Annotated in this window: 7 protein-coding genes and 1 pseudogene; 5 read left to right on the forward strand and 3 right to left on the reverse strand. The window is 65.9% G+C overall.

The features are described from left to right. Positions 1-3 precede the first annotated feature (3 nt). Positions 4-1,251: an alpha/beta hydrolase gene (locus NOCYR_RS14295; RefSeq protein ID WP_014351095.1), complete on the forward strand. Its 1,248-nt coding sequence runs from the start codon at positions 4-6 to the stop codon at positions 1,249-1,251. Between the two features lie 80 nt (positions 1,252-1,331). Here NOCYR_RS14295 and NOCYR_RS14300 read toward each other — a convergent pair whose 3' ends face one another. The 3 genes from NOCYR_RS14300 to NOCYR_RS14305 form a co-directional block, all read right to left on the reverse strand. Further along, on the reverse strand, positions 1,332-5,552 hold the full coding sequence (locus tag NOCYR_RS14300) for a PQQ-binding-like beta-propeller repeat protein (protein ID WP_148280637.1): 4,221 nt from the start codon (positions 5,550-5,552) through the stop codon (positions 1,332-1,334). A 791-nt stretch (positions 5,553-6,343) separates the two neighbouring features. Then, positions 6,344-6,988: a hypothetical protein gene (locus NOCYR_RS29275; protein WP_148280638.1), complete on the reverse strand. Its 645-nt coding sequence runs from the start codon at positions 6,986-6,988 to the stop codon at positions 6,344-6,346. A 69-nt stretch (positions 6,989-7,057) separates the two neighbouring features. Continuing rightward, positions 7,058-8,638, reverse strand: a complete 1,581-nt coding sequence (locus NOCYR_RS14305) for a VWA domain-containing protein (RefSeq protein WP_014351097.1) — start codon at positions 8,636-8,638, stop codon at positions 7,058-7,060. 184 nt (positions 8,639-8,822) lie between these two features. Here NOCYR_RS14305 and NOCYR_RS14310 point away from each other — a divergent pair. From NOCYR_RS14310 to NOCYR_RS14325, 4 genes and pseudogenes are all read left to right on the forward strand, one after another. Next, positions 8,823-11,835, forward strand: a pseudogene (locus NOCYR_RS14310) (Tn3 family transposase). A gap of 67 nt (positions 11,836-11,902) precedes the next feature. Beyond that, positions 11,903-12,232 carry an ArsR/SmtB family transcription factor gene (locus tag NOCYR_RS14315; protein WP_048833360.1) on the forward strand — a complete coding sequence of 110 codons (330 nt, stop codon included), beginning with the start codon at positions 11,903-11,905 and terminating at the stop codon, positions 12,230-12,232. After that, positions 12,232-12,945 carry a cation transporter gene (locus tag NOCYR_RS14320; protein WP_014351100.1) on the forward strand — a complete coding sequence of 238 codons (714 nt, stop codon included), beginning with the start codon at positions 12,232-12,234 and terminating at the stop codon, positions 12,943-12,945. Before NOCYR_RS14315 ends, NOCYR_RS14320 begins: the two co-directional genes overlap by 1 nt. A 237-nt stretch (positions 12,946-13,182) precedes the next feature. Next, positions 13,183-13,533, forward strand: coding sequence for a DUF3703 domain-containing protein (locus tag NOCYR_RS14325; RefSeq protein ID WP_014351101.1), 351 nt, complete (start codon positions 13,183-13,185; stop codon positions 13,531-13,533). The last annotated feature ends 10 nt before the right edge of the window (positions 13,534-13,543 follow it).

A 13,543-nucleotide genomic window follows, 5' to 3' on the forward strand; every position in this document is an offset into this window, starting at 1 on the left:
GGAATGTCCAGCAACCGCCTCCTGGTCGAAGCCCTGGCCGAAATCTGGCCCGCTGTTATCGATCTCGTCGACGGCAACCGCTCAGACCTCGAAGATCGGATACTCGTCGCGCTACACCGGCTCGATGCCGCCGAAGCGACGCACGACGACGGCGAGTTGGATGCGGCAGCGGCCGCCCTGATCGAGGTCCTGAAATCCGAGCCGCGACTGCACCAGGAATTCCGCGCGGCTGTGCTGGAATTGGCGACTACGACCAACCGCGAACTGCTCGGTGCCCGGCCCGCGCACCGCTGCATGACCTTCCCGCTGTTCGTCGCGACGGACCGGGCACCGCAGGGCAGGCATTCCCACCGGACCACCGGTGACCCGCTAGCCTGGGCCACGACGATATCGACCGTCCCCGAGACTCATCGGTACGCCATGGCCGAGAAGCCGCGCTGGTGGCGACTGCAGTTCGCCCGCCGCCCGGACCGGCACGTGACACTCGGCCCCATGGACGCCCTCGACCCGCAATCCCTGGCCGGGACCATGAGTTCGTTGCTGGGCCAGGCGCCCGGCAAAGCCTTCGTCTTCGTGCACGGATACAACACCTCGCTCGAACAGGCCGCAGCACGCACCGCCCAGCTGGCCTACGATCTGCGATTCCCGGGAGCGTGCGTCTGCTATAGCTGGCCCTCCACCGCATCGATCACCAAGTACGCCGCAGACGAAGACGAAGCAGCCCTGTCCGCGCGAACTTTTCAGGACGTGCTCACCCAGATGACCGACACCCTCGGGCCAGGCTCGGTCAGCGTCATCGCCCACAGCATGGGCACCCGGCTGGTCACCGACGCACTCGAGCGGACCGGCGAACGCGCCGAGATACCCGACGGGTGGCTCGACCAGATCATCCTCGCCGCACCCGACATCGACTCACGGCTTCTACAGCGCCGAGCAGCCGCCTTCCACCGGCTATCCGCCCGGACTACCGTGTACAGCTCCACCGCAGACAAGGCCCTACAGCTTTCCGGCCGCATCCACGGCAACCGTCGCGCCGGCGCCGATCACCAGGCGCTGGGTTGTCTCGCCGGAATCGACATCATCGACGCGACAGCCGCCCGAATCGACCGCACCGCACATTCCTACTTCGGGGACAGCGAGGAGGTCGTCTCCGACATCTTCGCTCTGTTGCGTCACGGTCACCCACCCGGCGAGCGGCCGCGGCTGATCGAGAAGGACGGTTACTGGCAGCTGGCACGAGGCCGCAGCTGACCGAAGACCTTCAGATGGCCACCGATGGGGAGGATGTCATGGCCGCTGCCCCTATCGCAGCAACGCCTCTCACAAGTTCTCTAGCGGTACTTCGTCGTCCCTTCCGGACCGCGGCTGTTGCTGACCAGTTTCGCGAAGCACTCGTCGGTTGGGATGTTCTTCGCGTCGCACCAACCGTTGGCGGGGTCGGGCGAACTGTGCGTGACACCAGCGACTGTGATCCACCAGCCGCGGAGGTCGAACGTGCTCCATTCGTCGCTCCAGACCAGTCTGACCTCCGGGTATTGCAAGCGCATTCGAAGGTGTTGCTGCAGGATTTTCGTTGGCGTCCAGGTGACGATCCGACCGTCCACGTCAGGGGCAACCAAGCCGACCTGTTTGGACGAGAGTTGGGGGACCCACCGGTCGGCGAGATCGCGCCCGACGGTGGGCCTGTCAGCGTCGGCTTGTGCCCGAAGTGCATCCAGAGCCGCTGCTTCGGGGTCGGCCACAGCTGCACCTGACCGGGTGGCGACGAAGGGGGTCCCATCGACTGCGTCGGCCGAGTAGCGTCCTTCTCGCGGACCGCGGTCAGTGCCTTCGTCGGTGCATCTCACGACCTGGCTTTCATCGGCCATCGCGCTTTGCGCTGTCGGGTCGGTATGGGCGCCTAGGGAGTTGGGTAACCGCCAGAAGCTGCCGATCGGGAACTCGAATTCGTGCTCCACAACCACTGCAGCATCGCTGGCGTCGCCGTCACTGGTTGGCAGGTATATCGGCGACTCCGAAAAGTCGAACACGCCCGAAGCGATCGGCTGGCCTCGTTCGGATATCTCGATCCGGAGAGCGTCAGTAGAGATGATGTCTCCACTGGAGCAGTTGGCCCGCAACTCCATGCGCACGACCAGACCGTCGTTGCCGGTCCGATATTCCACGGGTGTCAGTGTGGGCGGCTTTCCGCATGCCGTGATGAGCTGCGATTTGGTAGCACCAGACTCGTCAGATCCGCTGCTCCCGGGCTCGCCTGCCGTTCCGCCGGTCGGCGGATAGTAGGTGACGGTGTTCTCGTTGATGATGGCGAAACCGGCGCCGGCAGGTTCGAGTGCCCCGGACTCGACGCTGGTCGACCACTCGCGGTCACCGGTGCGGAGGTTGATTGCTTCCAGTTCACCGTCTCCATCGGCGAGGATCAGGCGTTGCCGGTCGGTGGCCCAATCCGCGGGGCTGTCGTCCGAAGTCCATAGTTCCGCGCCGGTTTGAAGGTCGACCGCGGACATCCAGCCGCCCGTGTGACCGAGCACGACCGTGTCATCGATGATCGAACCTCCGCCCTCGATCTCCGAGGATGACCATCGTTGGGAGCCGTTACTAAAATCCCATGCGGCACCTGAGGTGATGTACGGCAGCGCGTCGACGCCTCCAGCTAGAGGCTTTGCCGGCCATCCACGACCTGGATGTGTGCGTATGTGGTTGCCGGCGGCGTCGAGGACGACGGTGTCCCCATCTGTTGGATCGGCTGCGCTACAGGTTTGGGCGATGAGCCCCTGCCCTGGGTAGGCGGCGATGGCTTGGAGATCGGCGTCGATGACTCGTTTCCCGTCGCTGCGACGGACCACGATTGCGCCGGCGTCGCTGCCGAAAAAGACGAACTCGTCGTTCGCGCCGTATCGATAGGAATCGCCGGAACCAGGGCAGGTCGGGTCGGGTGACCATCTGGTCCGCCAGTGTGCGCGGAGGTCCTCGACGGTGCCGCTAGCGATTTCGGAGTACGAGGCCGTGATGATGTCTTCGCCGACGACCTCGACCCAGGCCGGGTCGACGGCCGGGCTGGTCCGTTCGACTGTGCCGTCCTCGACGCTCAAGAACACGATGTCAGACCGGTGATCGGGCCCGAATCCATTCTCCCGGATACAGGGCAGGAGGCCGTCGACTGTCCGAGTCGCGCACGTCTCGTAACCGCCATCCGCACGCCAGCGCATTTTCCCCGAATGTGAATCGAGCGCGACAATCGTCTCGCCCTTATCGCTGGACGGCAAGATCGTCTGGACGATGAGGATCTCACCCAGATCGATGAGTCCGGGGCTGCTGGCCATCTCGGGAGAGGGGCGCGGGCTGGAGAACTCCTCGTTGCGGGCTACCTCCGACGCATAGAAGGTCCAACCTTCCGACGGGGCCGCCGGGTAGGTATTCCGAAGATGATTCTGCGCAAACAACGGCGAGCCGTGATCCTCATGCCCCAACCACCAGATTCCCGCGCCACCGACGACGAGTGCGACAACCGCGATGAGCGCCGTCACGAACAGCGGGTGCCGTCGCGAGCGGCGGTGGGCGGCATGTGGCGCTTCAGCTCCACCGTGAAGATCGCCGAAGTTTGGACCAGCGATAGCGGTCGGTTCGGCAGTTGTCTGGCCATGCGGCGGCTGGTGGGCACCCGGCTGAGCGAAGGAGCCATCCCTCATGCTCGGGCCAGTCGTCGGCACAACCGGTGCCGGGTCTGCCCCCGTTGCAGGTTTCGTTAGTTGCGGTCTGGTCGGCGGCGACGGTGGCCTGTTGCCGGCAGACTCCGCGCCCTCGCCGGTTGCGGGTGTAAACGGCTGGCCGAAGGCATTGGTCGGTGCCGTGGGCGTCGCAACATCAGATCCAGGGACCTCCATCGCCGCCATCGGCACAGGCGGATCCGATGCGGCGTCCTGAGCTGACACAGCAGCGGACTCGCCCGCGACCCGCATCGGCGCGGCGGTGCCGGCAGGCCGGCCGGGTATGTCGGCACCGGGGGCGCGGTCATCCCCGGCTGTTCCCTCGGGTGGCGTGGGAGGTCCGGGAGGTGGCTGCGGTGTTGGGTCGTAGCTGCCCTCCCGAATCCGCAGGTCGGTGTAGAGCAGAGTCTGCAACGTGCGGATCAGAACGGCCGAGGCCGCAATGATGACCAAGGACACGGGATAGACGATGACTTCTCCGCCGGGGACGGCCGAGGCGAACGCAAGGGCCGGATATGCCGTTGCGGCAAATGCCACGACGCATGCGGCCACCCATAGCAGCTCCAAGCCGAGTACCCGCGCCAACGACGGTCGCACCAGCGCGACGGAACGGCGGAAGGACTCGACGACCCCCGCGCCTTCGCGCGTCATCACGATCGGTGCGAATGCGCATAAGGTTCCGACCACGAATACAGCAGCCACTGTCAGAACCAGCACAGGGATCGCCGCGGGAAGGCCGACCGCGATCAGGACAATATACGGGCCGAGGAGGCCCGGCAGCACGATCACGGCGTAGAAGACCGCCATGAGCCGGCATAACGCGAACAAACGTGGCCGGACCAGGGCGAACACCGCCGCGAACCGAACCGGCTCCCCTCGGATGGCCATGTCGGCGGTGACGATGGTGACCGCGTTGATGGCAGCGTCGGCCGGTACCCCGATGACGATCAGCAGGCTGACGAACAGCAGCACCAGGGCCGCCAAGGTGGCGAATAGACCGGCAGCGAAGTTCTCCCCCTCCATGCTGATACCAGAAATCAGCGCGGCACCGATGCTGATCATGCCGAGCAAGAAGAGGGATAGCGCCGCAACTAGGGCCGCCACAGTGAATGTCAGCGAGACCTGCCAATGCCGGCGTATGGCTGTAATCGAGGCGCGCAGGATTTCCCCCGCGGTCAGCGGGCGCAGCGGGATGAGCGGACCATAGCGCTGCGGCCGGTTCACTCTCGCCACCTGCCCGTCGGGTGCCGGACCGGCCGATGGCTCGTCCGCCGGTGACCCTGGTTCGGCGAGTCTCATCCGGGCAAGGAACTCCCGCACCGCGGGTGGCCAGGTGGCCTGCTTGTTCCGCGCCTGCCACCCGAACGCCACACATCCGGCGACGATGATCAGCCAGGCCAGGCCCGGCGGGTTGAACAGGGCAGCGATCATCGCCAGGCCCGCACCGGCGAAGGCGGCATGATGGGGCCGCAGGTCGAACAACGCGTCCGCGGATGCGGTGGTCATCGGGCGGGGTCGGTCAGTCGAGCGGGTATAGGCGGCGGGATCGGCCAACCGAGCGCGGACTAGGAAGGCATGGGTCCCCGGCGGCCACTCCACGTCGCGCGTGCGCAGCCACCACTCGACGCCGCCGGCGATCGCGGCGAGAACGATCCATATCGCCGCGCGCGCTATCTGTGTTCCCGCGTCGCTCGTCGAGCTGGATTCACCGGTCACCAGATCGGTCTCGATTTCGGTGGTGATGCCTTCGATCCCGAAGATATAGGCCACGGGTAGCGTAAACAGAATGCCGAGCACACGCGCAACGTGACGGGGGCGAAGATCGAACACAGGTTCGTCGTTCATGCGTACCTCGCAATGCTGAACCACCATGCACGTGGGCGTGAAGGCTCCGACTGGTAAGCCTCGGAATGTCGAGCCGGTGCCGCACCCGACAGATCTTTGATCGACGCTACAGCCGACTGTTCAGCGCCGGTATCCGCCGATCGACCGACACCCCGGGCAATGCGTGGGGAATATCGGGCTTTCAGAAATGACTCACCCGACGACGAGGGCCTACTGCTAATCGTCGGGGCAACGACGTTTCCCCCGTCGGACACGAGGCAATCCCGCGACGCGGAACCACTCGCTCTGCGCCACCACCGCCAAGGCACCGGCGTCGGCGTACAAGGTGTACGCACGATCCTGACGGCCGGGCGCCATTCGGAGACGTATATTGCCAGGCGAGGCTGAATTCTGGCCATTGCGCACGTGCCTCCAAGGCAGGACACCAGTGGTGCGAACTACCATCGAAACCCGGCCCGGTATCAGTTCACCACAGCCCGACAGACGACGACGTCACGAACACATGAATCGACTATTGCCGCCCGAGTCACCGGCACCCGCTCACCGGAAGCACCAGGCCGCGCCTACCGACAACTCGCTACCCCAAAACCTCATTGACGCGTCATCTTTTCCGCTGACATACGCGAAACGAGATATTCTACCCGGGACTGCAAGCTGATATCACCGCAGCTGTCACGGTGCCGACGATGACACAGGCGCGCGCCCTTCTGCGGTCGCGTGATCCGGCCGTTCGGCGTTCGCCGACTGCCATTCCGACCACGCTACCTATACTCGTCTGGAAACGATTCTCCTCACTCGCGATCTTCCTTGTCCGACATACTGTCGGCGTTCGCACGCGGTGCGCGGCGGCTGGACCACAGGATGCGCACCCCCAGCCCTATCGCAGTGATGAGGCATGTCACCGATCCCACGGCCATCGCCCACCACCACCAGGGCAACGGCTGGGCCACTGTCAGGTCGACGGCATAGTCTGTGAACTCACCAGACTCCGATACAAGCAGAACATGCAGGGTATGCCGGCCCGGACTCAGATCGACGGGAAGGTCGATTCGTAATTCGGATTCGCCTGCTTCGACCTCGCCGCCGCTCAGAGCGATTGGCGTGCTGTGTACTTCAGACCAGTATGTACTGGGTTTCTCGGCCGTAACTCGAACGGTAATGCAAGCTCCGGGTTCGGCAGAGAGCTCGAGGTCGGCCCGGGTCAGCAGCAATGGTTTGCATTTCGCTTCAGTAGTGATGACGCGCGGAGCTGTTCTCGCTTGTTTCCCTCCGACACCAGTTGGTGCTGCGTCTTCATTTGTCGACCATGAAGCAATCGCACCGGCAATCCGGGCATAGCCGAGGCGGTTGGGGTGCACCAGCTCCTGCGCACGCTCATCGCGCCAGAATGTTTCCGCTACCTTCTTGGCAGCGCCTTCGAGAAATCCGACTCCCACGATTCCGGATGCGCTCCCGTCACACAAGGTATTCGAGGGTTGCATGGCATGTTCGACTGCATCTACGAATTAGATGCTCCGTCCCCCCTCTCGCGCCGTGTTGACCGCAGATTGCAGAGTCCGGTTCAGGTGTTTCACCAGTTTGTTGGCGAATGTGACTTCCCGAGGAGCGAACTCGCCGCAGCCGATCCCGACAACCTCGGGGAAGACCTTCGGATAGCCGAGCACGAACAACGGCGCCTCGTGTCCGCGCTCGGCCACTGACTGGCCGGCGTTCACCGCGTCGTAAAGCTGCCGGTATGTCTTCGGCAGCTGTGTGGTCAGCGCAGCCAACGCATCCGCGACCCTCCTCGTCGTCACCTGTTCCCCGATGCTTACGCCATTCGCGGACACGTCCTGCTTCCCACATTCGGTGTCGAGCACGACAGGAGGAGCCGGCCTTGCGGAAGGGATGATGATCTCGTTCGGTAGAACACACTCGGTAACAAGAGCACCAAAGCCCATATCGTTTCCGCCGATGCTGACGAAAGCCGCGTCCAGGACCACATCAGTGCGGCTCATTTCCTCCACCTGCGACATCGTCGGCATGCTCGACGCGTTTGGCGCGAACAGGTGATGTTGCACCGCGCCAGAGCAGGCGAAGATATGAGTGCGGCCAGGACCGAATAACTGGGCGACGTGCGTGTGCTCCGATCGGTGGCACCGCCTGTCGATATGTTCATTGCCGGGAGAATAATTCCCGGCACCCTCACCGGACGCATAGGAGTCACCGAAGACTCCGACCTTGGTCGCGGGGTCTTTGAGCAGCGCGGCGAGCAGACCTCCGGCTACATCGTTGTAGGCTCCGCGTCGCACAACAGTCAGGGTCCTTTCGTGAGTGCCGTACGCACCCGACCCGGACGCCGCCAGGAACAGGTATCTTGCCTCGACCTGGTTCTCCGTCGTTGCCACCGGCAACTTCCAAATATGCTCCGCCGATTTACCAGGCAGTAGATTGCCCAGTCGCACCACCGGAGGTGCGATCCTGCGGAACATTTCGCTGTGCTCGATGAATCCCAGAGTGACGTGGACGTCGGTGGCCGTTTCGGTGAGCGACACGTTGCGGACGGATACCTTCATCGGCGCAACACCACCACCGATCACCTTCGCAGGGGCTCGAACGGAGACTTCGAGGCTGCGCGTGGTGATAGCCGACGTAGTCTTGATGAGCTCACCTCCGTGCTGGGCATCGTGGTAGCCGCCGCCCGTCGCATCCGCGATACATTTGAGTTGGTCACGCCCCTCGCCAGACAGTTCGAATCCGACGGTATGGACGGTGAGATCGACCCCGCTGGCAACGATGTCCTTCACGGCGACACAAGGGTCACCGCCGCAAGTGCTTTCGCCGTCGGAGACGAGGATGATGGTGGCAGCAGCGTAGTGACGTTTCGACAACTCGTCCGCCGCTGCACGCAATGCGGGTGCCGTGGGAGTATCCCCGTTCGGCCGTAGTGCGAGCACGTCGGCCGTCATCTGAGTGCGCAGCGCCGGATCCAAGGGCCGCATGTCGACGCCGTCGACGAAGGCTCCGCCAGAGCAGCTATCGCTGCCGGGGTAGGTCCAGACTCCAAAGGTCACGCCATCCGAAAGTGCCTGCGATACAGACAGCACCGATCGCTTCGCATCGGCGAGCCGCTGGACCCGGGGTCGCCGTAGTATCGGCCGATTTTCGGGCGGATATGGCGTAACGGCCTGGTAGGGCAGTGTTTTCGTGTTCGGGGTGCGGGGCCGGATGGTTGGTGCTTGGCTTGGCTGCCGATGAGGTTGATCGGCAGCGTGTTGGAGGTCGGGGTTCGTGGCGACGAGGGTGTTCGCGGACGAGGAGTTGGAGCGTCTGCGGGGGTTCCCGGAGATCAGCCGCGAGGAGTTGTTCCGGTATTTCACGCTGACCCCGGCTGATCTGGCGTTCGTGGATCCGGGTCGTGGCCGGGGTCCGGCGGATCGGCTGGGTTTGGCGGTCGCGTTGTGCACGCTGCCGTGGCTGGGGTTCGTGCCGGACCGGTTGACCACGGCGCCGCCGGTGGCGGTGGCCCGGCTGGCCGAGCAGCTGCGGGTGGATCCGGTGGAGATCGGTTCGTATGGCAGGCGCGCGAAGACCCGCACCGAGCATGCGCGGTTGGCCGCTCAGTATCTGGGTTGGCGGCCGGCCGGGCCGCTGGAGTCGAAGGAGTTGGACGAGTTCCTGTTGGCGCGGGCGATGGAGCACGATTCCCCGACGCTGCTGTTCCGGCTGGCGTGTGAGTATCTGATCTCGGCGCGGGTGATTCGGCCGGGTCCGGTGACGGTGGTGGAACGAGTCGCCCACGCCCGCCGCCAGGCGCAGATCGAGACCTACGACCGGCTCGTCCATGAGTTCACTCCCGAGCGGTGCGCGGAGCTGGACTCGTTGTTGGTCACCGATGCCTCGCTGGGGGTGTCGCGGTTGCGGTGGCTGTCGACGGCGCCGGTGGAGGCGTCGGCGCAGGCGGTGAAGGCCGAGGTCGAGAAGCTGGGATTTCTGCGCGGGCTGGGTGCGGATCGCCTGGATATGTCGGTGCTGCCGGCGGAGCGGCGCCGGTTCCTGGCCACGATGGGCCGGCGCCTGACCCCGCAGGCCCTCGAACGTCGTGATGCGCAGCGCCGGTATCCGATTCTGTTGACGGTGCTGGCGCAGTCGGCGACCGACGTGCTCGATGAGGTGGTGGCACTGTTCGACCAGGCGATCTCGGCGAAGTTCGGGCAGGCCGAGCGGCGCATGCAGCAGCAGCTGGCCGAGCGCGGAAAGTCCGGTGAGGATCGCCAAGCGCTGTTGGACGAGCTGCTGGCTATCGCCTGCGATCCGCAGATCGCCGACGAGGAGATCGGTGGCCTGATCCGTGGTGAGCGCATCGGGTGGGAGCGGTTGCGGGCGGCGATTGCGCAGGCCAAACCGCGTCTGCCGCGTGATCACGGGCATCTGGCCGCGCTGGATTTGTCCTACAACTATCTGCGGCAGTTCACCCCGGCGGTGTTGTCGGCGGTGCGGTTCGCCGGTGGGACCGCGGCGACGGAGCTGCTGGTCGCGGTCGACATGCTGCGCGAGCTGAACGCGACTGGCCGCCGCAAGGTGTTCGATGAGGCCCCGGCGGGGTTCGTGCCGACCAAGTGGCGCGGCTATCTCGACGAGGCCCGGAAATCGGGCAGTGTCACCGCGTATCGGCACTACTGGGAGCTGTGCGTGCTGCTGGGGCTGCGCGACGGGTTGCGCAGCGGGGATGTGTTCGTGCCGAGTTCGCGCCGCTACGCCGACCCGGCCGCCTACCTGCTGACCCCCGTCCAATGGGCCCCGCAGCGGGCCGAGTTCTGCCGCCTGGTCGGCAAACCCGCCGACCCCGGCGAGGGGTTGGCCGCGGTGACCGATGAGCTGCACTCCGCGGTCGGTGAGCTGGAGGCGGTGCTGGCCGGCGGGGACGGCCCGGTGCGCGTGGATGAGGGCGGGGATCTGGTGATCTCGCCGTTGACCGCCGAAGACGTGCCCGATGAGGCGAAGGCGTTGAAGGCGGAGCTGACCGAGATGCTGCCGTTCGCGCCGATCGTGTCGTTGCTGATCGAGCTGGACAAACGCACCGGCTACCTGGACTGTTTCACCCACGCCTCGGGCAAGCAGACCCGCACCCCGGAGCTCAAGCGCAACCTCATCGCGGTGCTGCTGGCGTACTCGACGAACCTGGGTTTGACGCGGATGGCGGAGGCGTGCGGCATCTCCTACGACATCCTGGCGTGGACGGCGGAATGGTATGTGCGGGAAGAGACCCTGCGGGCGGCGAACCTGGCGATCATCGACTACCACCAGCGGCTGCCGCTGACCACGGTGTTCGGTGCGGGCACGCTGTCGTCATCGGATGGGCAGCGGTTCCCGGTGCGTGGCAAGTCGACGACGGCGCGGGAGATGGTCATCCACGGCGGCCGGGTGCTGTCGACCTACACCCATGTCACCGATCAGCACGCCACCTACGGCACGAAGATCATCGTCGCCACCAAACGCGAAGCGCACTACGTGCTCGACGAAATCCTCGGCAACGCCACGGATCTGCCGATCACCGAACACGCCACCGACACCCACGGCGTGACCCTGGTGAATTTCGGGCTGTTCGACCTGCTCGGGATGCAGCTCTCACCCCGGATCCGGGACCTGGGAAAGATCACCCTCTACCGGCCCGGAACCCGCCGCGACACCGAGGCCCGGTTCCCGCACGCCGGACCGCTGATGACCCGCCGCGCGAACCTGGAGCTGATCGCCGAGCACTGGGACGACCTGCTCCGGCTGGCCGGGTCGCTGAAGTTCGGGCACGCCACCGCCTCGCTGCTGGTCGGCAAACTCTCCGCCTCTGGACGGCAGAACACCCTGGCCACCGCGCTCAAGGAATACGGAGCCCTGCGCCGCACCGTCTACGCCGCCCGCTACCTGGCCGATCCCGACTACCGGCGCAAGATCTCCCGCCAGCTCAACAAGGGCGAATCCCTGCACGCGCTGCGCCGCGACCTGCTCTACGCCCACGAAGGCATGATCCGCGCCCGCCAGCTCGAAGACCAGACCGAGCAAGCGTGGTGCCTGACCCTGGCCACCAACGCCGTGATCGCTTGGACCACCGAGTATTACGGGCTCGCGGTCGAGCAGATGCGCCGGGCCGGGCGCCGCATCGATGACGAGGTACTGGCGCACATCTCCCCGGCGCACAGCGAGAACATCAACTTCTTCGGCGCGATCGAGGTCGATATCGACGCCGAACTCGCGGCGCTCGGGCCCACCGGGTACCGGCCGCTGCGGGGTGCGCGACACCCTGTTCTGACGTCCCCCGACCCACACCAAATAATTCAGCTCTATCTGAATACACGTGAATCTGTATTATTGGGGTTGTGGAAGCCGTATTGCATCGTGACGCGCTGGCCCGGTTCGGGCACGCGCTGTCGGACCCGACCCGCACCCAGATCCTGCTGAGCCTGCGCACCGGCCCGGCCTATCCCTCGCAGATGGCCGAACAGATCGGGGTGACGCGCCAGATCCTGTCCAACCACCTGGCCTGCCTGCGCGGGTGCGGCCTGGTCGTCGCCGTCCCCGAAGGCCGACGCAGCCGCTACGAGCTGGCCGACCGGCGTATCGCCGCCGCGCTGGAAGACCTGCTCGGGCTCGTGCTCGCCGTCGATCCGGCCTGCTGCCCGGACTCCGACACCCAGGGGTGCTGCTGATGTCGGCGCCGTTGGGGATGCCGTCACTGCCCTCGGCCGTCCAGGTTCCCGGGCCGTCCGCGACGCGCAAGGCGGTGCTGGCGCGGCGTATCCGCTGGTTCGTCGCCGCGACCATCACCTACAACGTCATCGAGGCCATCATCGCCCTCACCGAGGGCGCGCGGGTGTCGTCGACCGCGCTGATCGGGTTCGGCCTGGACTCGGTGATCGAGGTGTCCTCCGCCGCGGCGGTTGCCTGGCAGTTCGCCGGCCGCGACCCGGAGAAACGGGAGAAGATCGCGCTGCGGATCATCGCGTTCTCCTTCTTCGCCCTCGCCGCCTACGTCACCATCGACTCGCTGCGCGCACTGTTCGGCATCGGCGAAGCCCAGCACTCACCGATCGGCATCGGGTTGGCCGCGGCCAGTCTGGTGATCATGCCGGTGCTGTCCTACGCCCAGCGCCGCGCCGGGCGCGAGCTCGGTTCCGCTTCCGCGGTCGCCGACTCCAAACAGACCCTGCTGTGCACCTACCTGTCGGCGGTGCTGCTGGTCGGGCTGCTGCTCAACAGCCTGTTCGGCTGGTCGTGGGCCGACCCGATCGCCGCCCTGGTCATCGCCGTCATCGCCGTTAAGGAGGGCGTCAACGCCTGGCGCGGGGACACCTGCTGCCCCTCTCCTGCCGCGCTCGCCGCCACACAGCAGACCGGCCAGGACTGCGACTGCTGCGACTGACCACCGGGATCGACATCGAGAGGCATCGCTATGCAACCCACCCCGGACCCGGCCCGCACCGTTGGCTGCGCCTGCTGCCCTTCCTCAGTAAGGGACACATCCTCACCGGATCGGCGGCCGCGCGACGCCCTACTCGCGGTCTCGCCCTCACCGATTACCCTCGCGCCCTATCCCGTCGAGCAGGCCTGCGACTGCTGCGCCTGAACGCTCTCCCCACTCTGCGAAAGGTATTGCCTCATGCCACTCATCCCCGACGCCGCCCGCACGGCCTACCACGACGAGATGCGCGCGGCGAAGTCAACGCCCGATCCCGTGCAACGGTGGACGCATCTCGAACGCGCCCACATCCTGTCCCAGCCCGACCCGTGGCTGCACACCCGCAACCACGTGGCCATGTTCGCACTCGCCGTGCGCCAGCGCGACCGCCGCGAAGCCCTCGGCCAGGTCGTGCGGATCATCGTCGCCGCCCCCGGCACCCTGGCCGGACTCGCCCCGGAAGGCAACACCGGCCGCGCCAACGTCGGCCTGCGCCAAACCATGCCCACCCCACCGGATCTGGCCGCCCTGCTCCACCCTGCCGCAGCCTGACCCCGGCGGA

Origin of the sequence: Nocardia cyriacigeorgica GUH-2 (genome assembly GCF_000284035.1) — a bacterium.
Lineage (GTDB): Bacteria > Actinomycetota > Actinomycetes > Mycobacteriales > Mycobacteriaceae > Nocardia > Nocardia cyriacigeorgica_B.